This window comes from Pseudoalteromonas obscura (genome assembly GCF_030135505.1).
GTDB lineage: Bacteria > Pseudomonadota > Gammaproteobacteria > Enterobacterales > Alteromonadaceae > Pseudoalteromonas > Pseudoalteromonas obscura.
Window position 1 is genome coordinate 169259 of record NZ_JASJUT010000005.1, and the last position, 26185, is coordinate 195443.

Below are 26185 nucleotides of genomic sequence, written 5' to 3' on the forward strand. Positions count from 1 at the left end.
TCCCGTTTTATTCTTGCAGCAAATATTTTATTTTACTTTTAATAATATCAATCGCAACGCGATTCATACCGCCACGGGTCACGACCAAGTCGGCATTGTGCTTCGATGGTTCGATAAATTGATAAAACATCGGCCTTACCGTTGCTTGATACTGCTCAACAACAGAAGAAATGCTTCTGCCTCTGTGCTCGATATCACGTTGCATACGACGTAATAAACAAATATCAAGCGGGGTATCAATAAATACCTTTATATCAAATTCTTCTATTAATGCTGGGTCGCTTAACAGTAAAATCCCTTCGACAATTAAAATTTTTGCCGGATTCACTGTGCGTGTCTCACTACTGCGTGTGTGTTGAGCATAATCATAAGTCGGGACTTGTACTGATTTACCTTGACGCAATTGTGCAAGGTGCTCTTTCATCAACGCATGCTCAAACGCATCCGGATGGTCATAATTTGTTTGAGTTCTATGCTCAAATGGCAAATGCGATTGATCTTTATAGTAAGCATCTTCTTCTATAACGGCAATAGTGCCTGACTCAAGTTCATTTACTAGCTCGTTATATATAGTTTGACTAAAAAGAGACTTACCGGACGCAGAAGCGCCAGCTATGGCTATAATTGTTCGTGTCACTAAAGTTCACACCCAGCTATTGTTAACGTTGGAAGATCACAATAGCAAAAAAGACACGATTAATCTCTTTTGCCTCGCTTAAGGATCAAATTTAAATGTTTTGGCCTATTCAAAACAGGACTTATGTCCTCTGGTATAACCAGATTTTTTATTTATTTAAAATGGGTACTGTGAAGATATATTATGGTTTTGTGACAGCGGACTAATGTCCTGTACGATATATTTAGGTAGCAATAAAGTAACGACCTCTGGGAGCACAAGTGCTTTATAAAAACAAAATACGGCCCAGACAAAAGATGAGAGGTGATATATGGCAAGAGCAATTATATTAATGGCAGATAGCCTTGGAATTGGAGCAGCACCAGATGCAGATGAATTTGGTGATGTAGGTGCCAATACGCTTGCTCATCTTTTACAAGCATATAAAGAGGAAAAAGGTGAAGCGTTAGCAATCCCTAATTTGAGCAAACTTGGGTTGGTTGATGCCTGTGAAGCCGCAGGTGGTGAGCTATGCCAAGTGTCAGAACGTCAGCAACCTACAGCTGCTTGGGGTTATGCAAAAGAGCTTTCGAGTGGTAAAGATACCCCGTCTGGTCATTGGGAGATGGCAGGCGTACCGGTTTTATTTGACTGGGGTTATTTTCCAAATACTCAACCTTGTTTCCCGCAAGAATTTATAGATGAACTGTGTAAAAGAGCTGATATTCCGGGCATTTTAGGGAACTGTTACGGCTCTGGCACAGTGATTTTAGAACAACTGGGTGAGGAACATGTCAAAACAGGCATGCCAATTTGTTACACCTCAGTTGACAGTGTATTTCAAATAGCCGCTCATGAGCAGTCATTTGGCCTTGAAAAACTTTATCAAGTATGTGAAATCGCACGGGCACTGCTTGATGAAATGAACATAGGTAGAGTGATTGCGCGGCCGTTTATAGGCACTTCGAGTGCCGACTTTATTCGTACAGGTAATCGTCGCGATTACTCTGTGTTGCCACCGGCGCCAACTGTATTAGACAAGTTAGCAGCCAATGGTGGTGAGGTGATCAGCATTGGTAAAATTGCAGATATTTATGCACACCAAGGTATCACTCAAAAACATAAAGCGCCGGGTTTGATGAATTTGCTGAATAAAACCAGCGAAGTGATAGATTCTGCGCCAGATAATAGTTTGATCTTCACTAATTTAGTGGATTTTGACGAAAAATTTGGACATCGACGCAATGCCGTTGGGTATGCCGAGGCGTTAGCTGAATTCGACGCGTATTTGCCGACGATATTGGGCAAATTACAAGACGACGATGTGCTGATTATAACTGCGGACCATGGCTGCGACCCTACAGCGCCTGGTACCGACCACACAAGAGAATATGTGCCTGTATTGGCATACCGTAATGGAATGAACAATACTCCATTAGGTGAAAGAAACAGCTTCGCAGACATAGGTCAAACGCTTGCCCAGTGGTTTAACCTTGAAGCACTTGAATATGGTGACGGCTTTGCCGACAAGTTGGTTACAGCTTAAGTTAAAGGAAACATGTTATGAGTACTCCGCATATTAATGCAAACCCAGGTGATTTTGCTGAAACGGTATTGATGCCTGGTGATCCACTACGTGCAAAGTATATTGCTGAGAACTTCTTAGAAGATGCTCGCCAAGTTACTGACGTTCGTAACATGTTTGGATTTACTGGTACTTACAATGGTAAGCCTGTGAGCATTATGGGCTCAGGTATGGGCATCCCTTCGATGTCTATTTACGCTCGAGAGTTAATTGTAAGCTTTGGTGTTAAGAACTTGATACGTATTGGTACGTGTGGCGGGATCAGCCAAGACACAAAAATCCGTGATGTGATTTTTGCACAAGGTGCAAGTACGGACTCAAATGTAAACAGAGCACGAGTACGTGGCTACGATATGGCTGCTATAGCTGACTTTGGCTTACTTGAAAATGGCGTTAATGCAGCAAGAAAGCTAGGTATTGATGCAAAAGTGGGTAACGTATTTACTACAGATACATTTTATCAAGCTGACGCAAGTTTCTATCAAGAGTTAGACAAGTTAGGTGTCTTAGCTGTAGATATGGAAACTGCGGGCATGTACGGTGTTGCAGCGGAATATGGTGCCAAAGCAATGGCATTATTTACGGTAAGTGACCACGTAATCACAGGCGAAGCAACGCCACCTGAAGAGCGTCAAAGTACGTTCAATGAAATGGTTAAAATTGCATTAGAATCAATTTAATTTAAAGCAGCGTTATTGCGACGCTGCTTGAACAGTTCCTTGGTAACGTAATCGCAGAGTTTTGGAGACACGCCTAAAACAAAGCGAATCACACCCAAAAAGCCGCACCTAGTGCGGCTTTTTTTTGTTTGTTGACCCGTCCTAAATAGCGTTGATACTCATTAAAATTATTATTAAAGCTAAATAAAATCCACGATTAATAGTATTCGACTAAGTTAACTCTGAGAGAGTTTGCCGCTGAAGTAACATATTTCAAATTTCCTATCAAAGTTTTAGCGCGTTAAAAATTGATCAACGGGATCTTGAGGAATAGGGTTACATCAATCGCTATTTGCACTGAATAAATGACGATTACTATTTAAGAAAAGCGTTAATGGCGCTGCGCAAGGGGGGCTTTCTCGGGGGCGAAAGTTGCAATAAGTATCCGTGATAGAATACGCCGTGAAACTGCTATCTAGGGTGTTCATTAGTATGGGTTGATATGGCTGAAAAGAGTGGAAACTTGTGACAATGAGATTGAGTGTCCTCAAGATGCATAATCGAGTTAAAATATGCTGGATCTTCACTTGAGCGCAGCCCTTTATGCTCATTCAGTGTAAATCAAATAGACTGTCTGTGTGGCTTTGTCATATGCGACTATATTTAATCTCTTTATATATTAGCAATTTTTAAGGTCTCCAGTCGATTTTCGCATTTAAATCAATGTTTCTAAAAATGCATTGTTGTACTATGGTTAACTCATCAAAGCGATTCGACAAACCGAATGAAGTACTTAAATTACCTACTGGCGATGTTAATAATCACTCACTGTGATGTATTCGCCACTGTGATACCTGCTTCTAAATTTGAAGCCGACCCTAAAGAAGTGAAACACCTTGCGCTAAATTACCCAACTCAAGCGATTGAATACTATAAAAAGAATTCAGAAAAGTTGTTGCAATTAAACAGTGCTGAGGCCCTTTCTATTTACAGCAGTTTACTCGCTGCGGCCAGTAAGGTTCAAGATATTGAATTAATTGAAGAGCTTGCACAACATCTTTCAGACGAGCGACTCGTGCCTTACAGCCAGCCTTACACGTTTACAGTAGTTAATGTAATAGGTGTAGCCTATCGTCTAACTGGACAACTTGATGATGCGATTAAAACCTATAAGTGTGCATTAAAACACAGTCAAAATAACGTAGAAAAAATGACTGCTAAAGTTAATTTGGCCATCGCTTATCGCATGAACAATCAACCAGCTATTAGCTTTCAAATTCTGCAAAGCGTCGATGAAGCGATACTCAATGGAAGAAGAAAAGCCGGATTATTAGTGGTTAAAGGCAATACTGCAATTGTGTTGGGTAACTCTGAGTCTGCTGTTGAATACTTTATTGCGGCTCGACGTCACTACCTGGCGGACAAACACCACCGCAATGCGACACGAGTAACGGTTAATTTACTTGGTGCGGCGTTGATTGAAAGGAAAGTTGAATTGTATGAAAATTATCGTGAAAAATTACGCGCTACATCTGATACTTATTTACCTGACAGTGATAAGCAATATCTAAAGTGGCTGGATTTCATGGCTAAAAGCGTTAAGTCCAATATGATCTCAGAGCAGGCGGCTAGTTATACAACTCGTCATGTGGACTTATTGCTTAAAGGTGGCTATGAAAACCCAGTTCGTAAGATCCTTAAGTCACTCAACGCTGAATTTCTAATACCGCAGGAACCAAAAAAACGACCTATGAATAAAAAATTGCAAGCTAATCTGGCAAAACGATGGTGTCAGGATCTTTGACAAGCCTCCATTCTATGCCATTGTTTTAGTATATGCATTTATTGTGGTGCAGGTATGTCAAACTGGGTAATTGGAAAAGTTATTGAAGTAAATTGGTGGACGCCTAGCTTATTTAGTTTAAAAGTAGCGGCCGATATAGAAGGGTTTAAAGCAGGTCAATTTACAAAACTGGCGTTGGATATCGATGGCAAACGGGTTGCGCGCGCTTACTCATTTGTTAATTCACCAGCGGACCCGCTACTGGAGTTTTTCTTAATAGAAGTCCAAAACGGGTCTCTATCTGAAAAGCTTGCTCAGTTAAGTGAAGGTGATGACTTGTGGGTTTATAACAAGCCTTCAGGCTATTTTGTTTTAGATGAAGTACCGCAAGGAGAGACCCTTTGGATGTTGTCGACCGGCACTGCTGTGGGACCATTTTTATCAATTATTAGTGACGGAAAGTTGTGGAAGCAGTTTGATCGTGTTGTATTAGTACACGGAGTGAGGCTTAACACTGATCTATGTTATCAGGACTTGATCCGTGCAACCGAAAAGCTTTTCCCGCAATTTACTTATGTCCCTTTGGTGAGCCGCGAGAAGCCTGAAAATGGGCTCGGTGGTAGGGTTACAGGTATTTTGAAAAACAATCAGTTAGTGGAATACTGCAATATGACATCTATGCCACAAAATAGTCACTTTATGCTTTGTGGTAACCCCGATATGGTAAAAGACACAGCAGCTCTATTGCAGGAAATGGGTTTTAAAAAACATCGTAGGGCTGAGCCAGGGCATATTACGGTAGAACAATACTGGTGAACTGAATGCGCGCTTAACTGTATTACGGTATATAAACTTGTTATACTTACTTGCCCGTACCAAATAGGGGGAAGTATGAGGTATATCGTTTTTTTTGTACTCGGTTTAAGTTCTTGGCTTGCATTCGCAAACCCTGCATTTGAAGACAAGGCAAGTGAGTATAACCTGCAAAAGTCAGATCAAGAAAAAGCGGCTGAAGCAGTCATTGACAAGTTAATTTTGGCATATAACAAACAAAATATTCGTCAGTTTTTGGCGCTTTACGATGATGATGTTGAGTTTTATATGTACCCGCAAACGCTCATGTTTAAGGGAAAAAAGCAGTTAATTAAACGCTATGGCTTGATGTTTGAAAAAATGCAGTGCTTGAAATCAACGTCAATAAAAAGAATTACAAATGGTAATATTGTGATAGATCATGAAACTTCTGAGATTTGCACACAAAAGCCAGATGTTGTGGATAAGCGATCGGAATTCGTTACGAGCTACCAGATTGAAGAAGGCAAAATTAAAAAAGTGGTCTTTTTTAGGTAAAAATACACCATTCTTAATTCGACTCCGCTTAAATGCAGGCGGAGTCTTCCATTTGTGCAACTAATTGCTGATTTTATTTTTATGATTATCTCTTAACGTCTATTCTTAAAAGCATCACTCTACCTTAATTATGCTTAGCAAGCGCACTGATTTCGTTTATAGAGTAAGTTGGAGGAGCCGCGTGGCAGACAAGCTAGCACTGATATTAGTGCTTTTATGTTGCTTTCACCAAGAGAGGGTTTTTGCAAACTTGCCAAAACTTCAAGTGGTGACTGAAGAGTGGGTTCCTTATAATTATGCAAATCAAAAGGGCGAAATAGTTGGCCGTGCTACTAAAAAAGTGCGCGAAGTGCTGGAGCTCGCTGGTGTAGAGTACGATATTAACCTATATCCTTGGGCTCGCTCGATGAAGCTGACCAGAACTCAAGCCAATACCATGATTTATTCAATTTATCGAAGCGGTGACCGAGAGACAATGTTTGAATGGGCATGTCCTCTAATGCGGCCTGTTCGGCAATATTTATTTAAGCTAAAAAACAGAGATGATATTCAAGTTGCCTCATTGGAAGACGCAAAGAAATACGTGATATCTATTGTTCGAGGCAGTGTTGTACATGAATATTTGGTAAAACATGGGTTTGAAGCTGGCATTAATCTAGATATTACAGCCGATCCCAGTGCTTCTCAGCGCAAGCTGCTCGCAAATAGAATCGATTTTTTGTTAACAACTGAGTACACCATGTATGAAACCCTCAAAGCTATTGGTGTGAGTTATGATGTTGTGACGCCTGTTATCGAAGTGCGTAATAATTCTGATAGGCGTGCTTGTATGGCGTTTAACCTAAATACTGATAAAGAGCTTATTAACAAAGTAAGAAGGGCCTTAGCAGAGCACAATCGTAAATATGTTGGCCCTTAAAACTTCGCTATAGAATGGTGATATTTTTAAATGCTCTCTACCAAGGTTTCAATGTGTTACGGCCTTTTTTTGGCTTATCTACTAGATACTTATCAAACAATCGCTTACCATTGTCATATTCGAGTGGCGCACGTTTTGTTCTAGGATTTGAAATGATTGCGAGCAGAGCTAAAAGTGTTGTTTTCAAGAACTCCATTTCAATTAAGTAAATTAATGACATCGTTGTCATTGCTATACAAGTAATAAAACGAATTAAAAAAATCATTGCCTATCCCTTTGCAAAAATGATGTGCTAACTCTAGAGCCTTTGTTTAGCCCTTTCAAGAGGTCTGATGAGTATTTAGGCACAATTACACTCAATGACATGAATCACGCACAGCGCATGTGGGTAATATCTTACAAATCAACTACTGTCGATGCATTTTAATGTCAATTCAGGGATAAAAATTTATGCGTTTTATGAGCAAGCCGGGTTTCTGTGACTATGCTGTATTAAATAATGATAAAAATTTGGAAAGACTCATGCTGAAATCCTTTTTGATTTTTTTCGTGATTTTATTGGCATCTTTTAGCGTACAAAGTAAAACTGATTTGTGGTCAGCGCCACAGCATAAATCAATGAGCGCCCAGAGTGATGGATTAAAGCGGACTTATTTAGATACGGCCAAATTGTCAGATCTATTAGTTGGAGAAGGGGTTGTTCAGATAGAGCTTCCAAGTCCAAGTGGTGAATTGTTGCTATTTAACTTAACGCCCTATTCGGTGATGCCAAAATCGTTGGCAGAAAAGTATCCTGAGATTAAAACCTATATTGGCGTACAGGCTAACAACCCTGCTGTGAAAGGTACATTTGATTATTCACCCAATGGTTTTTTTGGTGTATACGACTTGGCCGGGAAACGGGTGTTTATTGAACCAAAAATGACAGAAGCAGCGTCAGCTAAGGTGCTTTACCGAGTGTACTACAAATATGCCATTGCAAGTCATGGTCGTCACTCGGATTATCTATTGCGGGAACCCAGAAAACACAATAACTCTTTTGAGTATCGCGCGCAGCGGGTTGATACACCAAGTCTTAGTACACCTATCACCAATGATTTAAAGTATCGCTTAGCAATCGCAACAACAGGAGAGTATGCTCAGTTTCATGGCGGAACTAAAAGTAGTGTTATGGCCGCTTTAGTCACATTAGTCAATCGCGTTAATCAAGTTTATATGCGGGATCTATCTACTTCTTTTGAATTGGTTGAAAGCAACGATGAGTTGATATTCCTTGATGCGTCAGCTGACCCATTTGCCAACGAAAGCTCTGATATTGATGAAATAACAGCAGTGATTGATGCCCGGATTGGGGTATCTGGGTATGACATAGGGCATTTAGTTGGTACAGGTGCCGGGGGGCTTGCCGGGTTTGGTGTGGCTTGTGGTGAAGCTAAAGCTGAAGGGATAACCGGTAATCCACAGCCGATTAATGATGCGTTCGCAATTGATTATGTTGCTCACGAAATTGGTCATCAATTGGGAGCTGATCATACATTCAATGGGCAGATGGGAGCTTGTGAATCAAGTAACCATGTTGCAGGATCTGCTTTTGAGCCGGGTAGCGGCTCCACAATTATGGGTTATACGGGAATTTGTGAAGCGCAAAATCTACAGGCTAGTTCAGATCCATACTTTCATATCCACTCGATAGAACAAATGGCGACCTATACCAGACAAGGTGGAGGAAGCTCATGTGGTGTGAGAAACGCCAAGGCTAACCAAATGCCGATTGTAAATGCTGGAGATAATTACACTATACCAGCCAGAACCCCCTTTAAGCTAACTGGGAGCGCGACAGATGCGGATGGAGACTCTTTAACCTATAGCTGGCAGCAATATGATTTAGGAAGTGCAACTAATAGCCCACAAGAAGATGCAATAGATAGAGGTACAGGGCCTTTATTTAGAGTTTTTAACCCCACAGAGTCGAGTACTAGAACTTTTCCAAAAATGTCAGATGTTCTATCGGGCTCTGTAAGTTACGGTGAAGCATTACCAACGACCAGTAGAACATTGAACTTTAGACTATTGGTGCGAGATGGTACAGGCAATATTGCTGATGATGCGATGACAGTAACTGTGATTGGCAATCAACAGGGGTTTTCTGTACAAGAACCAAGTGATAACACCGAGTGGACATTGGACACACAAACTGTCAGGTGGCATACCGCAGATACACAAAATGCGCCTGTATCGTGTAGCTCTGTTGATATTCTATTGTCTTTGGATGGAGGAGAGACCTTTCCCACTTTGATTGCAGATGATGTGACTAATGATGGTGAGCACGATGTGGCTCTCTCTGGGTTAGCCAGTTCGTCATTTGGCAAGATTAAAATAATGTGTAGCAACAATGTATTTTTTGCAGTCAACAGTGGCAATATTCAAATCCAAGGAAGTACCGAGCCTGTTGCTCCGCATATATCAGAACAAGAAACATTAGAAGTTGCAGAAGATACAAGCATTACTTTATCTATAAGCAACTTTAAGTACCAAGGTGGTTTTAACGCTGAGTCTTTAACCATCAGTAGTGGCAACAATTATACGGCTAGTGGCCTCACGGTAACTCCTGCTGCGAATTTCAATGGCACATTGACGGTGCCACTTACAGCCACACGCGGCGAATTAACAAGTGATACCTACAATGCGACAATCACAGTTACAGCAGTGAATGATGCGCCTACTGCGCAAAATGATTCATTTACGGTGAACGTCAATAGCCAAAGTAACTTGTTTAATGTTCTAAATAACGACAGTGATATTGATGGAGATGCGTTGTCAATTGGCACTATAAATTATCAGGGAACTGGTAGTGTATCTGTGTCGAACAACCAGTTGTCCTACTCTCCTGCGGCCGATTTTTCTGGAACTGAGCAGTTAACATATGTCGTGCGAGATGCCAGTGGGGCTGAGTCGACGGCACAGGTGGCAATAACTGTCTCAGTTCCACAATCTAGTGATAGCGGTTCATCTGGAGGGATCTTTTATTTAATTTGGATGATGGTGGCTTTGCCTATATTGAGGGCTGTTCCTGGGAGAGGAAATTGAAAATTCAACTACTTTTAGTTTTTATCGGCGGGCTTTTAAATGGATGTGCGGATAGCTACGGAGATACTCACAATGAGCCAAAAGATAAAATGGAAAATAAGTTAAGTGTTTCCCAGGCCGTGTCGTCTGCGCTTGAGAGTAATGATCTTAGGTTATATGCAACAACTGGACGTCGGCCTGTGATCCCCGGGTTAGAGAGTATGGATTTCACTGCGCTGAAAGCGCAGTGTGGTATAAAGTATTTGTCTGGAACAGGTGATGTGATTAAATCTGAACAGGATAAGAGGACGCATTTACAGCGATATGAATTTGCGAAGGCCTATAATTTAGAGATATATGCTCGGTGTAAAAAGTCTTCGTGATATTGTTTTTGAGGTATGCACAAGCCTTTCGACAACAGGCTGCACGAGCTGTCGATGCAAGATCATGGGTAAATGTGACGTTATTGTAAGGACGTGAGGAGCGTTTTAATACTCGCCCTCACCTCGTCGATGTCGTTTACTATCAGCTCTACAGACTGATTACTAGTTGATATGTTTTCCCAATTTTGAGACCACGTTTTTTGTAGGTTAGTTGCGCCGACTTGCACTTGTTTGTTGGTCAAATAGCTGAAATCTTTAATTAGCCCTACTTTAATCCAACCTTTACGAGGGCTGGCAGACTGCATATCTTGATCATAGTGCGCAACATATAACAATTGCTCCAATGCCGCGAGTTCTTTAAGTATTTCAAAACTCGCTAATCTAACATTATTATTGTATTCAGAAACTTCAAGCCGCCAAGTGTTATAGCTAAAGCCAACCAACGCAAACAGCATACTAAATATCACGCTGATTTGGTAAAGCTGTAGCTTTTGCTGTATTTTCATCTCAATTCCTACTGAGAGCCTTGAGGGCTAGCAATAAACCAGCCCAATTCAATGCCTTGCTGGAGCAATTGCATGACTTGCAGTGTGCCTTGTTGTTGGTCACCCACGACATTGGCTGCGGCTTCACACACAAATCCAAACGGTAGACCTTTTTCAATGCTAGTCAAACATTGAAAGTGGCATTGTGACAAAGGATAGAATCCAGTGCGTTTATCCGGTGCTCGTGCAACAATCCAATGACGTAAACCGCCTTGGTTTGGCGATGGCGGTGAGCCGCCATTTTTTAGTGCTTGCCAGCTTTCCACAGCCGAGTATTCACAGCTTAGTAGCTGAACGCTATCATGAAGTTGAAAAACGATATTTGGCCAGGCGCTTTGTTCTATGGATTGTAAATGCGCCAGTTGTAAAGTTGGGCTATCAGCAGCATCAAATGCATGTAACAACAATCGCTCAAAAAGCGCTATTTCGGCTAAAATACCATGCTCTTTAAAGCGTGGTGATGATTTTAGAAGTTGTGGTATACGATCACCAAATTCTCTAAGCGAAGCAGAGCGGGAAGGGTACTGACTTAAATATTCTTCAACCATGTGATCAAACAACTCATCACCAAGGTATAGGCCTAGCATTTCATGATCTTGTTCTAGTACTTTTTTTAATCTTATTTGATAAGCGTTTTGATAAATTTCACCGCGCTGGGCTGTAGACAGTCCATTTTGTTTGGCGATGTGTTCAGTAAAGGTTGTGTTTTGCTCTTGGAGCATAGCAACAAAGTCATGCTGTAATTTTTTAAGCGTACTCATGTTTGCTCCAAGAAGCAGGGGCGAGTCCTCTAGCTTGCTCAAGTTCAGCCATGATCTCTTTGAAACTTGGGAAATTATCGTCTCTCTCTATCATGGTGTTGACAGGCATTCTCGCCTTCGCAAACTGTTCGAACAATTGCCAAACTTCATCACAAATAGGTTGATCATGAGTATCTATGATATGACTGCCAAAATCACTGTGTCCGGCAAGGTGAATTTGTGCGATTGCTGATTCAGGTATCGCGTCAATAAATTCCTGCGGCGCAAAATCGTGGTTTCTTGCACTGACATAAATATTATTAATATCGAGTAAAAATTGGCATTGTGTTCGTTTGTGTAATTCCGCAAGAAATGCCCACTCACTCATTTCCGATACTTCATAGGTGAGGTAACTAGAGACATTTTCCAGAATTAATGGCCTTTGAAGGTAGTCTTGCACAATAGAGAGCCTTTGACTTAAGTGATCAAGTGACTCTTCGGTATAGGGCATGGGCAATAAGTCATGGCTATTGAACTCCCCAAGGGAAGAAAAACATAAGTGGTCAGAGACCCAAAGCGGCTGCACACGCTCTATGGTTTTTTTGAGTTTTGCTAAATAGTCAAAGTTCACGTCGGATGTGCTACCAATTGACATCGATACGCCATGCATCACAATGGGGTAACGCTCTTTAATTTGGGATAGGTAGTGCCAAGGTTTGCCACCGGAAACAAAGTAGTTTTCAGAGATAATTTCAAACCAGTCAACATTAGGTTCTGTGTCTAGGATCTCTTCAAAGTAGCAAGTGCGTAGGCCTAGACCAAAGCCGACAAAAGGTGGGGGTGTATTTTTCAATCTTATCCTCACAACTTAAGTTGAAATGAAAGCCTACGCGCAGGTAGGCTTTTGACATGTCATTTAGCTACCGACCTTACCGCCAATATCTTTACACGCTTTTGCTGGCATATTTACAAATCCAGTGCCTTTGCATGAAGCTTGTGCTGCACATGCATTATTTGCAGTCTTACAATCGTTGTGACCACCGCAAATGTTAACATCATGACAATGCACTAAATCGGCTTTCGCAACACTGCCAACCCAGTTGTCTTTTTGTTTACCACCTACATCAGCACACGCTTTTGCAGGCATACCCACAAAACCAGTTCCCTTACAAGACGCTTGTCCTGAACAGGCGTTGCTTGCTGTTTTACAATCGTTGTGTCCACCACAAATATTTACATCATAGCAATGCACCAAGTCTGTTTTAGCGCCACCTGAACTTGCCGATGCACCAGAACTAGCTGATTGGCCTGAGTCCCCAGTGGCATTACAGCCTACAAGACCTGCTACCATCATTGCCATTGCGGCGCCTGTTAATGCTTTCATTGTCGATTCCTCGTGTTTTGGTTATGCCAAAATATAGAGCTAGCTAGAGTGGGCTGTATTTTATTTAAGGAAAAGCACCACTCCAGAGCTCGATTTATTGACTTTTTTTGCAAATTCGCGCGATACAAAAAAAGCAAAGTTTATGCGCTCCGGACGACTTGCTACAAAAGACCTTATGAGCTGCAGAATAATTTCAGTGTAGACGAAAAATTTATTTATAGAGTAAAGGAGTAGAGGGAATTATGACGAAAATTTAGCAATTGGAGCGCAGAATGAAGAGAAGTACTTAACTGCTCAGAAATCATTTAGAGTGATAAATCTCTAGCAAAGAAGTTGAGTTGAAGGCGCTGATTTACTTAGGCAAGTGTTACCGAAGCCTTTTGTGCCTTTAATTGTGTGCGGTGGCGGCAAACTCTAGCTGGCATCATTTTACCAGTTAGAGTCACCCTGTACCAATACGAATGCGTCCTAGCTCTTGGTATTAACTTTCATTTCTAACAAAGAAGGCTTAAATCCGAGCTTTTGATATGCATTAATTGCGGCTTGATTGTCGTTATATACATCGAGGTAGAAATCATAAACGCCTTTTGACTCAGCCCAGCTCATCAAATGTTGTATGATTTTTTTATTGAGCCCTTGGCCTCGAAACTCAGGGCTGACGAACATAAAACCCAAATAACCGTGGTTAGCGTGGGTCAATGACTGTTTTGAAGGTCTGATCTGCACATAGCCTGTTGCGATGATTTCATTGTCATATTCTGCAACTTGCAACCAGGCATTTTCACTTTGCAGAAGGTCGTTTAAATTGTAGTAATATGCATGTGGTTTAATTTGCGAATTGTACGGTCGTTCAGCGTCAACGACGGCTTGCTCTAATACCAACAGTGCGGCTTTGTCTTCTAATTTAGCTTTTCTAAACAGTATTTTATCTGGCTCTATGGTCATTGTATTTCCCAGCCCGTTGCTCTAAAAATCGTCGGTTTGGATAAACCTATGTCCAACCTAGTGTAACTGAATTTAACGGTTGCTTGTACCCAATAAGTTGTTAGGCGTTTTTATCAATTTATTTTCTAGAGTCTAGCCAGTAGTATAGGGCGTTTATAGATAAATAAAGTTCATTATGTTTGCGAAAAAGTCTTTGCCCATTGGCACAATATTTAGTTTTGTTGCCGTGATTGTGTTTTCTATTTTTGGATTAGGGTCGTGTAGCAACCCGAGTACGCCAGCAGGCTTCGAAGGGTATGTTTATGAAAAGCCGAGAATATTCGGTTCTGGTGGTTATCAAGGCACTCTTCAAGGGCCCAGTAATTTTGGTATGTCGCTACTGCGCAATGAAGTCATTAACATTGACATGCGACCCAATACCTATACGGAAAATTTCAAAATACTTGCCAATGATGATTTAAATATTATCTTTGACTTTCATGCGGTGGTATCTATTCGCGCAGGAACAGTGAAGGCCGTTGTTGAAAATTATGGTGGCGAGCACTGGTATGCACGCTTTGTGAGAGAGACATTTAGAACCTATGTGCGAAATGCCGTGCAAAAATTTGATAGTGGTGAATTAAAAGCGCGTCGTGATGACATCGCCAAAGAGGTCACCGTTAAATTGCAAACATACTTAAATGCCACTCCATTTGAAGTAAAAAACATCGTGGTTGGCAATATTAATTACCCAGATATTGTCGCTAAAGCTGTGGAGAAAAAATTGGCTGCGCAGCAATTGCTATCTGAAAAAGAAACTCAAAAACAGATAGCAAAAAAAGATGCGGAGATCCGTATCGAAGAAGCGAAAGGGATTGCCGAGGCGCAAAAAATCATAAACTCGACATTGACCGAAAATTACCTCCAGCATGAAGCGATTAATGCACAGCTTAAAATGGCTGAATCACCAAACCACACTACGGTATATATCCCAGTGGGAACCAATGGTATGCCGTTAGTGAAAGGGCTTAAATAATTTGAACTACGTGCTTTTCGTTAGTTAGTGAAATGTAAGGCCAAAATAGCAATGCTATTTCGGCCTTGTTGTTTTACTGACTTTCAACTTTGATTGTAATATCAGCAACAATACCTTTATCTGTGGTGTCTAAAGAGAAGTGCACTTTGCCACTTTCTCTCAGTAACTCAGCCATATCATCAGTAATAGGTTCACCAGAGAGCTCTGCTGCTTGGAGTAGCATAGGCATGATCTTGTCCGTATTGACAGCGAAGTTCACCATTCCATTAGCCGTCACGGTTTGCGTGCTCAACGCATCCGCAGTTTGCTGCGCTGTTTTACCTATGTATAGAGTCAGGTGCTGCCCTTTTAATGCTAAGTATAGCGGCGCTGTAGATTGGTAGTCTGGAGGTAAATATTGGTTGACTTCAATGGCACTTCCATCGGCAGGTAGTGTCAATCCCGCCAAGTCTGGAGCGAAGCTCTTTGCCATATTAAATAATGCTAACATGTCGTCAGCAGATACAGTGAGTAACATATCAACAGAACTCAAATCTGTATTGTCTACTCTAACTAAGTCTGCGATGTTTGCATCAAATACCGTGAGACTTACACCTTTTAGTGTGCCAAGCATACTTGTTGCCATCGCTAATGGTGCCGGGTTGGCATCTTTACTTTGTGCTTGTAATTGTGCGAGTGGTTCGCAGTTAAATTGTGCGCTGGCAAAAGCTGCCCAGATAGTATTGACTGAAGGCGAGAGCTGACTCGCGTTGAATCCAATACCCAGTGCAAGCATGGCGTCGCTGTCACTTTGAGTATGCTGTGGTAAAAAGCCGCGTATATTTTTCAGGGCATTTAAAACTTTGGTATCAGTAGATGCAATTACGCTTGATACTGTTATGTCACCGTAGTTATTTGAAAATTCATACGCTTGAGTACCCGTAATGACGGCTGGCCACTTGTTCGCAATGTCAGAGAAGTCCTGCTGGCAGTTTGGGTTTCTCACACTGTCTAATGCATTTTCGCTGTCTGTGAGCGCCAGTATCTTATCCAGCATTTGTGTCGACTTACTTTGTGGATCTTTGGCAGTAAGCATATCCGCTAAAAGCCTTGTATCAAGATACGCAAGTGCATGTCCGTCGAGCTGGTGGTCCTGGATGTAACGCTGCACCTTGTCTGTGCTACTTAGTGGTGTTGTTGGGGCTGTAATACCGAGCGCAATTTTAAGATCGTTCTGATCGTTGATTGGGGTATCAAAGGTAACCGTCACCCATTTACCGTCAATAGCGACCAATAAATCAAAGATTTTATTACCTTCTTGTTCTATCAGGAATTTGGTGACTGGAATACCTTCTATATTGGTGTCTTCATATTGAATATTTGCTTCTTTCGCTGCGTTGATAACTGTGTTTTTAAACACTTGAGGGTCACCCAATTCAGCGCGAAGGACAGGCAGTAAACCGACCGAATAAGCAAGCGCTTGAAAGTCGCTATTGACCCCCCAAGTGCTGGTGAATTGTTTGGATGATTTTAAGCTATTAGCATATTTATCCAATATATTTAGTAAGAATTGAGTGTTTGAATCAACCTCTTGGCCTTGCATCGCTGCAACAAAATTATTGATATCATCAACATTTTTTAATGTATCTGGTAAGACATCCAAATATTGTAGATAAGGAAAACTGTTTAATTGTGACCACAAAAAAAGCGTATCGTCAGGCACGTTGTCTAAATGTGCAAAGTTATTATTATTGGCGCCTTGTTGTGCAATAAAGTAGCCGCCGGACGCAATGGCGGTACCTGTGACGAGCGCGAGAAGAGATTTTTTCATTGTTGCTCCATATGTAGTAGGTCTTCCAGTTTAAAATAATGATATCAATATATTGAGAATGAACAAATCTATTATTTGGCTCGTTTTGTCATGAGCTGTATAAGGCTGTTCGGCATAGTATTTAAGTGTAGGCTGAACTGTGGGGCTTGCAGATATTACATCTGGAGTTTGATTTCAACGGTTGGCAACCGTCTTACCACAATATCTAATTCATGCGCAGCAGACTACTAAATATAGTCTTGCACGGTTTCGTCTTTCGAAAAAAACAACCGTCTTATAGGTAAATTAGCCTTAAAGATGAGTTTACAATGAATCAAAATGAAATTAGCTCCGCAGTCGTTATTGGAGCAGGGCCTGTAGGCCTAAGTGCGGCCGCCCACCTCCTTGCTCGTAATATACAGCCAATTGTGATTGAAAAAGGCAGTGCAGTGGGCTCAGCCATATCGCAGTGGGGACATATTCGTGTATTTAGCCCTTGGAAATACGTAATAGATCAACAGCTTCGAGTGATATTAGAAAACAATGGTTGGCAAGCACCGGATCCCGAGGGCTTGCCAACTGGTCATGATATTGTTGAGCAATACCTCCAACCGGCTGCGTCTACACCGGAACTTGCGAGCGCTATCAAACTTCAAACCGAAGTGATTGCAGTTTCAAAACACACTCATGCCAAATCCTTCTCAAAAGAGCGTGATCAGGCTTTGTTCACAGTTCATATTAAACATAGTGATGGAACAACAGAAGTCATACTTACTCAAGCTGTGATTGATGCCTCAGGGACATGGAGTAACCCCAATCCAATTGGATTGGATGGCTTACCAGTGCCTGGTGAAATCATTAACAAAGATGCAATTTGGTATGGCTTGCCCGATGTCGTTGGACGGAACAAAGTTGACTATGCAGGTAAACGTGTATTGGTGTTAGGTGGTGGCCATTCCGCCATTAACATCATATTAGAGTTACTAAAACTGCAAAAGCGATACCCTGAAACACAAGCTGTTTGGGGCTTACGGACCAACCATTTAGAAAAATTGCTTGGTGGAGGAATAAATGATGAACTACCAGCTCGCCAAGAGTTAGGCTCCGCAGCCAAAAGTGCGGTGGATAATGGTCAGCTTGATTTACTCGCGCCATTTGCTATTGAAAAAATAACTCACACATCAAGTGGACTTGCCATATCTGCGACTGTTGCAGGACAAGTTCAATTTATTGAAGTTGATCGCATCGTAGTCGCAGCAGGATTCAGACCAGATTTAAGCATACTGCGAGAGTTACGCCTTGATTTAGATAGCATTGTGGAAGCGCCAGCTGCATTGGCGCCATTGATCGATCCTAATCTACATTCTTGTGGTACAGTTCCTCCGCATGGGTATAGAGAGCTTGCGCACCCAGATAAGCACTTTTTTATCGTCGGTATGAAAGCGTATGGTCGTGCGCCCACATTCCTTATGTTGACAGGTTATGAGCAAGTTAGGTCCATTGCGGCAAAGTTGGCTGGCGATGAAGAAGCCGCGACGCGAGTAGAGCTGGTGCTACCAAAAACGGGTGTGTGTAGCAGTGAAAGCAACGAGTTAGATTGTTGCCACTCAAACACCATCTCTAATGAAGCATCATGTTGTGGCTGAGCGGGACCAAATATGAATGCCTTAAAAGCGAAGATATATGGCTTGTCTCAGGGGGAGCCGTGGGCTCTCAAAAAGTCAGCAGGTAGCTTTCCAATTGCACTTCTGGGCTTTGCCCAGATCTGCTCTTGGGGGACGCTTTATTACAGCTTTCCACAGCTAGCCCAAGCTATGCTCAGTGAGTTTAACTGGGCGAAATCGGAGACATATGGGGCGCTGTCTATCAGTTTGCTATTTTCTTCATTTGCGGCAATTCCGGTAGGCAAGCTCATTGACAAAGGGTACGGTCGAAATGTAATGGTGATAGGCTCAATCGTCGCGGGGGGTTTACTAATAGCAGGTTCTCAGATCAATTCTTTATCGCTTCTCTACGGAGTATTTGCTGCAATTGGTATCGTTCAGGCCACAACCTTATATGAAGCGGCTTTCGCAGTTATTAATGCTAACCATCAGCACGAGGAAGCCAAAGGTAAAATTGTCACATTAACTTTGTGGGGAGGGTTCGCCAGCACTGTTTTTATCCCATTTATAGAATTGCTAATAATACACTTTAGCTGGCGTATAACCTTTGTGGTTTTGGGTGCCGTAAATATGTTTGTCTGTTCAATTTGCTATGGCTTATTACCCAGAGGAATCATAAAAACCAAAGACACCAAGGTGGTAGCACAAGCTGATAGTCGCAATATCAATGTTGCATGGGCTTTAAAGCAACCGATTTTTTGGGCCTTACTGCTTTGTTTTTCATTGTTTGCTGCGGGGGCGAGCACATTTAAATTTCACCTCTACCCCATATTAGTTGAAAGTGCACTTTCTCCTCAGCAAGTGGTGCTTATTTTAGCTGTTTTGGGGCCTGCTCAAGTGTTAGGCAGGGTCGCCTTGAAATTTGCAGGGGCGAAAGTATCGGCATTGCAACTTGGTGTACTGACGACGTCGGCGCTCCCTATAACGTTTGTTGGTATGCTGTATTTACCTAGTCAAGTATGGCTGTTAATACCCCTTATTACCCTATTTGGTGCAGCTACCGGAATGATGACGATTGTTAAAGGCATTGCAATTCCAGAGCTGTTAACGAAGGAAGCATATGGCGCAATTAATGGCGCGATGAGTATGCCTATTCAGTTTATTAAAGCGGGAGCACCAGCTATAGCCGCTTGGATATGGATGATAACGCAAAGCTATGACATGGTACTGCTGGTGCTCGGTGGCATAGGTATTGTGGCTGTTGCATGCTTTGTGCTAGTGAGGCAGTTCGCTCATTTTAGCCGTTGAGACATTTGTCAGCAGCGACGACTTATTTGCTAAGGAGGTGCGCCAAGTTGTTTGAGAGCAGGGTCTGAAAGTGAATTTGTCGGTGAAGTGGGCAGCTGATTGCCGTTTTGATACGTAAATATTTGCCGTATAGTCAAAAAACGCTGCAAATGCAGCGTTTATTCTTAGTGGTTTGTGGGCCGGTTAACGATTGTCATGTGCTTGCCATTGGAGCATAAGCGAAATGGTGTGGCCGCCAATTTGGCCCGCTTCAGAAACATCATCATGCAGGATCATTGCCGCTTCGCGATACATCGCCGAAGCGCTGGTTAGCTGAAGCTTATATGCGTCTCTGCATTCCCATACCAAAGTCTCAGTCGGTAGATCGTCGCAATCGCGGTAAACCGCGTTTAATTGGTCTACAATATGGATTTTAAAGTGGTCAGATAAATCACCCACATAAGCTGTTATAAGTGGCTCTGAGATGAATTCAATGGCTTTACTAGAGGCTTGTGCCGTCCAACAACGCTGCCACGTAGCAGGAAATTGCTGCTCTGTATTTTCCAAGTGTGTAATGTGATCTGTGGCGTTATGCGGTAGGTTGCCAAAGCTTAAGGCAATATCAAAGGCCGAGCAGTTTTGCGGGGCTGCTATCAACGCTTGTTTAGCGCTTCTGTATACCTTGTCATACGACTTCCAAGCTGGGGCATAACTGTATGCAAAATTGAGCCAAAGATGTTGTACAACATCTAAAAAGGTATTGTGAAATCTTGGATCATGCGCCGTTCCATGTTTGGCAAGCCAGTTTAGATTACTTAGTGCTGCTTGATTTTCATTGTTTTGAATGAGTTCAAAGGTTTGCTCAAGCATTTTATCTACATCTATTGCATGGGATTGTGCAAAGCCGGTTGCACTGTAGGTTGATGCGACAATGAGCGTCGCTGAGATGATTTTTTTCATATTTCTTTGCTCCTTAAAGATACGTTTTAATATTTTGAAATCTGCCTTTCATGGCATAGAGATAGGCTTGCTAGTATGAAGTTACTATGGTGCAAGCATTTTTTAGTAAGCAAGGCGTATGCCATTTAGTGATAAATAATTAAGTTAGTGTATTTTATCTAGTTATTTTGTTTATTAAGTGGCATGGCATAAAAGCGTTGTTCACCAGCGCTGGAATTAGCGCACTGTGATTTGTGTTCTGAAAACAAAAGTTTGGTACATGTTTTTGGTTTAGGAGTATGAGAAGTGGACCATTCAGGTCCACAGGATATGGTTTTAAATACCAATTCATTCAAGCAACAATGTGCAAGGTGTGCACAAGTGTTGCTTGAACGCTAGTTTTACTGAGTATTTGCCAATACCTTGGTGTAAACATAGTTCACGTAATTGTGGCCAGTACTGCGCAGCCCTTCAGATAGGTAGATAGCCCATGCACGGTTGAACAGTGTAACGACACGTTCTCGGTTGTCTGTGCCTGTGTAAGGGGTGATCAACCTAGGTGATGTAAATCCGTCATATAAAGTGCCGATAGTGCTGTTTAATGAACCGTTTTGTTCGCCACCATAATAGATTTTGTTATTGAGCTGAGTAAAGTGATTGATCATTTCTTGCTTACCGTCATGGTTTAAATCAGCTGCCACCAACATGTCACTCGTTGACGACCCTGTGTAGAAATAGCTGCCAGTGCCAAATGCCGGTAGCTGTCCTGAGGCGGCAGGTTTACTTTCGTAAATCGTGTTGCTGTAAAAGCGCTGATACATGCGCTGTTTTTGATCTGTACTTCTTAGGCGACCAGCCTCCATCAGCGATAGCCTCTGCGTGCCTGCGTAAACCGTTTGGTTTTTCCAACTCGATGTATTTGCATCCCAATATATGCCAACAATTTTTTTATCGTTGAAAGCGGCGTAGAGCTCCTGATTCGCCCCAAATGTTTCACCTGCATTAGATAAATCAGCAGCTTGCAGCATCTTTACAGGGTTATTGATTGAACCAGTGTAAATCGGATTGCTCGCAATGGGGTGACCCGCGCCATTAAAAGTAGAGCCCAATATTGCCCCATTTCCTGTCCAGCTGGTCACAAGCTGGTCTGGCCCTGCTCGATTAAATGACACAGCTTTGCTTGCAATTAAGCTCGCTGAATTGGCGTTGTGGAACGTCCAACGTGTGTTTGCTATATCGCTCAACTGCCTGTTTTGAACATCATTACGGCTATTAAATAGTTTGGCACCATATAAGTTACTGTTGTTTTCTTGGAAATAAATCTCATCCAGCCCATCTCCATCCAAATCAGCGACTTCCTTGATGTTTAATACTTGCCCATTGGCATTGACCTTTTCATGAATACCTGACTCACCAACTAAAAAGATATCGTTTTGTGTGCTATCTAGTTGTACGAGCAAATGTGGAACACGGTTGCCACTTGGGTTTTCCATCGTCACAGCTTTGGCCCATATTGGCTCTAAATTACTGCGATACCCGCTTGCAACAGGGTTACCTACACAATCTCTACAATCGCTTTTGCCACCAGCAAATAGCTTGGTACCGCCAGAGACTGAAATCAGCGGCGCGTAGCGAGAGTCTTTACGCGTGTGGAAATACACCTTTTGCCCAGCACCTTTGACCATATTCATGCCAATGCTTCGGTCTCGAGTCGACATCCTTTGACTGAAAAAAATTGACAGTTCTTCATGACCTTTGGTGTTGTAGGCAACATTGTTATAGGCAACATGGTTGCTCCAATAATCTTGTCTTTGACTATCTTTTCGCGTTTGCCCGCCAGATGTCGAGAAAGAGAAGTCTGGATAGACATTTGCTGGATCTTTTTGAGGGTTATAGTAATCCCCTGTGCTTTTGTCATCAGCTGGGTTGTAAGGAACTATGGTATTGTTAGCGATGGTGTTAAAAGTGCCCGACAATAATATGGATGTTCTTGGTATGAGTCGGAAGGTGTTGTTTTGGATCCGTGTTTTGTAAGCCCCGGCGCGGGTTTGTTCATCGAGCGGATCTGTTGGCAGTCTGCACTGTGAAGCCGGGTCTTTACAAGTCGAACCACCGAGCTTAATTGCAGCGCTTAAAATCATTTCGATGTGATTGCGCTCAATAATGGAGGGCTTCATGGCGCTTAAAATATAAATTGCGTGATCAGCAATTTCTTTGATCACGTTGTCGGTGATAACCCACTCTGAGCCGTTACCATTTACGCCTTCGACAAAGTTTTGAATAGTATTGTTGTAGACATTGGTAGGGCCATATGAGAATTGTTGTGCAATGCCAGAGTGAAATCCCATACCCGCAGAGCCAATATCTAGGTACGTAGATAAGGCTTTCGAAGCATCAACAAGATCAGCCAACATATTGTCTTTATTAGCCATCGGCACGACGCCTTTAATAATGGAGTTTTGTACCGTTGCTCCACCTACGATGGCAATGCCTGCTCGTGCAGGTTTGGTGACAATCACATTGTCGATGGTGACGTCATTGCTGCCACCCGTAAGCCCAACCATGATCATACCTGACCATAGGCGGCGATCTCGGCCATTGAAGTAGAGCTGGCTGTTGTTCTCATGCAATGTGAATTTAGGCGTTTTTATATTGTCCCAGTTATGGTCGCCCTCAAACTCTAAGTTTTTAATCGTGATGCCCTGTTTGTTACTTTGAACCATCAGCAGCACCCGCCCGTGGTGCAGCCCGTCAGCGCCTGCCCCTGAATAATACAAGCGAGGTTTTGATTGAGCTGAGCTACCTTCAATGGTGATATTATTTTGCGCAATAAACAGCTTTGGCAGAAATGCATTGTGAATTTTATCTTCAGGTGCATCTGGGTGTGCGGTGTGTTCATCACTAAAATCATAGTGGCAAGATGCGACGACAAGTTTGGTACGTACCGGGCTTGGTGTAATGTTATTGGCCACGTTTACAGCCCAGCGCAATTGTTGTGCTCGCTGTTTATCTGTCATGCTGGTATTGCTTTTTAAATCCAGAGGCATGTTTGCGGTAATGGTATTCACACTCGCACTATAACGACCTAGACTTTGTGTATTCCAAAATGAATTGCTGTATAGAACCAGCTCGCCGTTGCTATTTAAGTAACTTTGCGGCGCTGAATTGCAGTTGTTTGCGTAGGCCTGATTCGTGCTTATTAAAAGCACGGCCCAGGACGACAGGAGTAAGAGTTGAATTGCTCTTTGTATCATAGCGTAATGGTCCTTCGATTTTTGTTTAGTTTGTTATTGCTACAACTTATTAATAACAAAATGAATACCTACAATCACTATATTTATCTTACTGGTTCTCAATATGAATTTGATGAAGTGCAATGTCTGGAACAAGTGTCTCGGAATATTACGAGGTATAAAAACCTCGTAATTAGTGCTAGATGTAAAGCCCTTGCTGGTTGAGTGTCAATTCGGAGTTTGCTTCACTTAACCACCCTAACTGTACAGGTAGTGTATAAAGTCTTTGGTTACCCAGTTGCGGCCACATATGACACAGGCCGGGCACAAGTACTTTAACCGTGTGTATAGGTAAATCTTCTCTGCTGTGATCCACAATTAGAGTGTCTAACCCTACTTGCGCTAACTGCTCCACAATATTAATTATATTGTCACTAATATCATCACAGTAGGCCAAGGTAGTTTTACTGGTTGCGCCATCTTGTGCGGGGTACATAAACGGCTCATTGGGGATTTTATCAAAGTCGAATAGAGACTTGTTGGCATCACGGTTTGGATAAAGTTGACACAACTCAGTCAACGCGCGCTGTGCAGCCAAAACGGGGTTGAGATGGCAACCTAACCCTATTGTGAACTTCTTTGTTCTATTTTCTTGAGCAACAGCGACCATAACCGAAACTTGATTATTATTTGTCACGTCGATAATCCAAAAGTCCATATTACTAGGTAATGTTTGTTCAACTTTTTCAATGAGGCTATCGGGCAGGCTTTCTAGTGGAAAGCTTGGGCGACTAATTTTGTTATACCACCATATTGCAACCGCATCTCGCTCAATCAATTCAAGCAAACCTTGAAGAATAGCCTCTTCTAGATTGTTGCCCGCAGCACAGCCATTTGATTGCCATAAACAATACTCATCGTCATTAAATGGCATATTGGAAATACAGCATGCCATAGGGACATAGATACTGCTTTGTTGAGACATAGACCATGCTTTTAGCCAATGAATTGGCTGATCTTGATAAGGTTTTTTAGCATACTTCTCCTCCCAAGAGGAGTGCAGAGAGTGTTCGAAAGTACGGTATTGCAATTCACTATATGGCGTCAGGTCGTGGGGACTGTAGCTTGGTCCATCCAACGCTGATTGGGTCGACAAAAATAAAGGCTCATTACCTTGATATAGCGGTGCATATCGTTCGATTGCTTCACACAGCGCACTAACCTTAGATTGAGTATCAGAAACACCTTTACCTGCACAAGCCATAGAGAAGTCAGCTAAAGACAGGTTAGAGAGTTGGCGCACTGAAGGGGTTTTTGAAAATCGCGCACAATATGTTTTTAGCGGTTTACCTGACTGTGGCTCCATGCACGCAAAGTAATTAACGACTCCGGTAATAGGGCTTATCAACGGCTGGAGTTTAGTTAATGTTTGCTCTGGTGAATAGCTTCGAGAGCCACCATCGTTGTCAAACTGGATAGCCCGTTTGTTCAAAGTGATAGGTTTCCCCAATCGTTGTTCAAGCGTATCCATGCTCACTCTGGTGATCTGCTTAAATGGGTGGTAGCTGACTTGCTGAGTTTTACGAACAAATACACATAGGTGATGACTATCATTCTGTAGCTGCTTTATCAGCAGTCGTTGCAATTGCTGCTGTAGTTCAGGCGCAAGCTCTAACGGATTTTCAAAAGGGATCTGTTGCGCTTTATTGAGCTGTGAGAGTACTTTTCGCTCTGGTTGATTGTTGGCTATACGTGTTTTTATCAGTGACCAGTTCAATGAGCTGCTGCACTTTTGAGTAATAACCGGGCTGAACCATAGCCTTTCCCCCGTTATTTTTAGCATAATCCAGTGAGTAGATTGCTCTATAATGCTGTCTATTGCAGGCTGGGTAAAGTCATCGACAAATATAATCGTTGGTTTATTCACGAGGTTAAATGCATTTAGTAAATCTTCGTGCGAGCAAAGCTGTAGCCAAGCTTGCAAAAAGCTAGGCTGTGCTGCTGATAAGTTGACCACAGGCAAATTTGAATGGTGTTGCAGCGTTACTGGATGCGCCAGTCGACTTGTGGAATATGAATGAGGTAAAAAATCCGTAGTCGCTTGATCATAAATTAAACCCGCATTCAATAAATGAGGTGAGTAACGATTTAAATGTGCTCTTAAGTGGCTACGGTTGCTGTGCTGCGCGTTTTGCTCCTGACTACCATCTGTGCCGATTAACTCAAGTCCTGGATAGTGTGCAAATTTTAAGAAATAAGACAGAACTTCGCCGACTAGCAAAATACCTTGCCCACTTATCGTTACTTTTAGAAATTTTGGATGCCAATTAAAGGTATTCATAT

22 protein-coding genes are annotated in these 26185 nt (G+C 42.2%); 11 read left to right on the forward strand and 11 right to left on the reverse strand.

All coding sequences use genetic code 11. The annotated features are described in order from the left end of the window. Nucleotides 1-7: 7 nt before the first annotated feature. The gene (udk, locus tag QNM18_RS13970) at nucleotides 8-637 is read right to left on the reverse strand and encodes a uridine kinase (RefSeq protein ID WP_211011595.1); all 630 of its coding nucleotides are present in this window, start codon (nucleotides 635-637) and stop codon (nucleotides 8-10) included. A gap of 310 nt (nucleotides 638-947) precedes the next feature. Between udk and QNM18_RS13975 the strand changes: the two genes are divergently transcribed. From QNM18_RS13975 to QNM18_RS14000, 6 genes are all read left to right on the forward strand, one after another. Then, nucleotides 948-2162 carry a phosphopentomutase gene (locus QNM18_RS13975; RefSeq protein WP_211011594.1) on the forward strand — a complete coding sequence of 405 codons (1215 nt, stop codon included), beginning with the start codon at nucleotides 948-950 and terminating at the stop codon, nucleotides 2160-2162. 17 nt (nucleotides 2163-2179) lie between these two features. Beyond that, entirely contained in the window at nucleotides 2180-2881 is a 702-nt protein-coding gene (deoD, locus tag QNM18_RS13980) for a purine-nucleoside phosphorylase (RefSeq protein WP_211011593.1), read from the forward strand. Nucleotides 2882-3644: 763 nt separating this feature from the next. Next, complete coding sequence (locus tag QNM18_RS13985; RefSeq protein WP_284137574.1) at nucleotides 3645-4664, forward strand: tetratricopeptide repeat protein; 1020 nt, start codon at nucleotides 3645-3647, stop codon at nucleotides 4662-4664. A gap of 54 nt (nucleotides 4665-4718) precedes the next feature. Then, complete coding sequence (locus tag QNM18_RS13990; RefSeq protein WP_284137575.1) at nucleotides 4719-5459, forward strand: ferredoxin--NADP reductase; 741 nt, start codon at nucleotides 4719-4721, stop codon at nucleotides 5457-5459. Between the two features lie 75 nt (nucleotides 5460-5534). Next, complete coding sequence (locus QNM18_RS13995) at nucleotides 5535-5993, forward strand: nuclear transport factor 2 family protein (RefSeq protein WP_211011590.1); 459 nt, start codon at nucleotides 5535-5537, stop codon at nucleotides 5991-5993. A gap of 181 nt (nucleotides 5994-6174) precedes the next feature. Next, nucleotides 6175-6912, forward strand: coding sequence for a substrate-binding periplasmic protein (locus QNM18_RS14000; protein WP_284137576.1), 738 nt, complete (start codon nucleotides 6175-6177; stop codon nucleotides 6910-6912). 37 nt (nucleotides 6913-6949) lie between these two features. On the opposite strand, the gene QNM18_RS14005 is transcribed toward QNM18_RS14000, so the two are convergent. Beyond that, nucleotides 6950-7132, reverse strand: a complete 183-nt coding sequence (locus QNM18_RS14005; protein WP_211011588.1) for a hypothetical protein — start codon at nucleotides 7130-7132, stop codon at nucleotides 6950-6952. Nucleotides 7133-7530: 398 nt separating this feature from the next. Here QNM18_RS14005 and QNM18_RS14010 point away from each other — a divergent pair, with 398 nt between their 5' ends. Together QNM18_RS14010 and QNM18_RS14015 are read left to right on the forward strand one after the other, a co-directional pair. Next, nucleotides 7531-9999 (forward strand): reprolysin-like metallopeptidase, encoded by a 2469-nt coding sequence (locus QNM18_RS14010; protein WP_284137577.1) that lies wholly within the window; start codon nucleotides 7531-7533, stop codon nucleotides 9997-9999. Continuing rightward, the gene (locus QNM18_RS14015; RefSeq protein WP_211011586.1) at nucleotides 9996-10361 is read left to right on the forward strand and encodes a hypothetical protein; all 366 of its coding nucleotides are present in this window, start codon (nucleotides 9996-9998) and stop codon (nucleotides 10359-10361) included. The genes QNM18_RS14010 and QNM18_RS14015 overlap by 4 nt, the downstream gene beginning before the upstream one ends. Nucleotides 10362-10441: 80 nt before the next feature. Here QNM18_RS14015 and QNM18_RS14020 read toward each other — a convergent pair whose 3' ends face one another. From QNM18_RS14020 to QNM18_RS14040, 5 genes are all read right to left on the reverse strand, one after another. Continuing rightward, on the reverse strand, nucleotides 10442-10867 hold the full coding sequence (locus QNM18_RS14020) for a hypothetical protein (RefSeq protein ID WP_211011585.1): 426 nt from the start codon (nucleotides 10865-10867) through the stop codon (nucleotides 10442-10444). 8 nt (nucleotides 10868-10875) lie between these two features. Further along, complete coding sequence (locus QNM18_RS14025; RefSeq protein ID WP_284137578.1) at nucleotides 10876-11667, reverse strand: HvfC/BufC N-terminal domain-containing protein; 792 nt, start codon at nucleotides 11665-11667, stop codon at nucleotides 10876-10878. Beyond that, on the reverse strand, nucleotides 11654-12499 hold the full coding sequence (gene bufB, locus QNM18_RS14030; RefSeq protein WP_211011583.1) for an MNIO family bufferin maturase: 846 nt from the start codon (nucleotides 12497-12499) through the stop codon (nucleotides 11654-11656). Before bufB ends, QNM18_RS14025 begins: the two co-directional genes overlap by 14 nt. A gap of 63 nt (nucleotides 12500-12562) precedes the next feature. Continuing rightward, on the reverse strand, nucleotides 12563-13030 hold the full coding sequence (bufA2, locus tag QNM18_RS14035; RefSeq protein ID WP_211011582.1) for a BufA2 family periplasmic bufferin-type metallophore: 468 nt from the start codon (nucleotides 13028-13030) through the stop codon (nucleotides 12563-12565). Nucleotides 13031-13498: 468 nt separating this feature from the next. Beyond that, complete coding sequence (locus QNM18_RS14040; protein ID WP_284137579.1) at nucleotides 13499-13975, reverse strand: GNAT family N-acetyltransferase; 477 nt, start codon at nucleotides 13973-13975, stop codon at nucleotides 13499-13501. A 175-nt stretch (nucleotides 13976-14150) separates the two neighbouring features. Here QNM18_RS14040 and QNM18_RS14045 point away from each other — a divergent pair, with 175 nt between their 5' ends. Further along, the gene (locus QNM18_RS14045) at nucleotides 14151-14990 is read left to right on the forward strand and encodes an SPFH domain-containing protein (RefSeq protein ID WP_211011580.1); all 840 of its coding nucleotides are present in this window, start codon (nucleotides 14151-14153) and stop codon (nucleotides 14988-14990) included. A gap of 73 nt (nucleotides 14991-15063) precedes the next feature. On the opposite strand, the gene QNM18_RS14050 is transcribed toward QNM18_RS14045, so the two are convergent. Then, nucleotides 15064-16800 carry a hypothetical protein gene (locus QNM18_RS14050; protein ID WP_284137580.1) on the reverse strand — a complete coding sequence of 579 codons (1737 nt, stop codon included), beginning with the start codon at nucleotides 16798-16800 and terminating at the stop codon, nucleotides 15064-15066. A 308-nt stretch (nucleotides 16801-17108) separates the two neighbouring features. Here QNM18_RS14050 and QNM18_RS14055 point away from each other — a divergent pair, with 308 nt between their 5' ends. After that, the gene (locus QNM18_RS14055; RefSeq protein ID WP_284137581.1) at nucleotides 17109-18425 is read left to right on the forward strand and encodes an NAD(P)-binding domain-containing protein; all 1317 of its coding nucleotides are present in this window, start codon (nucleotides 17109-17111) and stop codon (nucleotides 18423-18425) included. Between the two features lie 12 nt (nucleotides 18426-18437). Then, nucleotides 18438-19691: an MFS transporter gene (locus tag QNM18_RS14060; protein WP_284137582.1), complete on the forward strand. Its 1254-nt coding sequence runs from the start codon at nucleotides 18438-18440 to the stop codon at nucleotides 19689-19691. Nucleotides 19692-19874: 183 nt separating this feature from the next. Here the strand turns inward: QNM18_RS14060 and QNM18_RS14065 are convergent, their stop codons facing one another. From QNM18_RS14065 to QNM18_RS14075, 3 genes are all read right to left on the reverse strand, one after another. Continuing rightward, a complete protein-coding gene (locus QNM18_RS14065) occupies nucleotides 19875-20630 on the reverse strand; it encodes a hypothetical protein (RefSeq protein ID WP_284137583.1) in 756 nt (251 codons plus the stop codon). 380 nt (nucleotides 20631-21010) lie between these two features. Further along, on the reverse strand, nucleotides 21011-23863 hold the full coding sequence (locus QNM18_RS14070; RefSeq protein ID WP_284137584.1) for an MBL fold metallo-hydrolase: 2853 nt from the start codon (nucleotides 23861-23863) through the stop codon (nucleotides 21011-21013). 178 nt (nucleotides 23864-24041) lie between these two features. Continuing rightward, nucleotides 24042-26183: a YcaO-like family protein gene (locus QNM18_RS14075; protein ID WP_284137585.1), complete on the reverse strand. Its 2142-nt coding sequence runs from the start codon at nucleotides 26181-26183 to the stop codon at nucleotides 24042-24044. Between the last annotated feature and the right edge of the window lie 2 nt (nucleotides 26184-26185).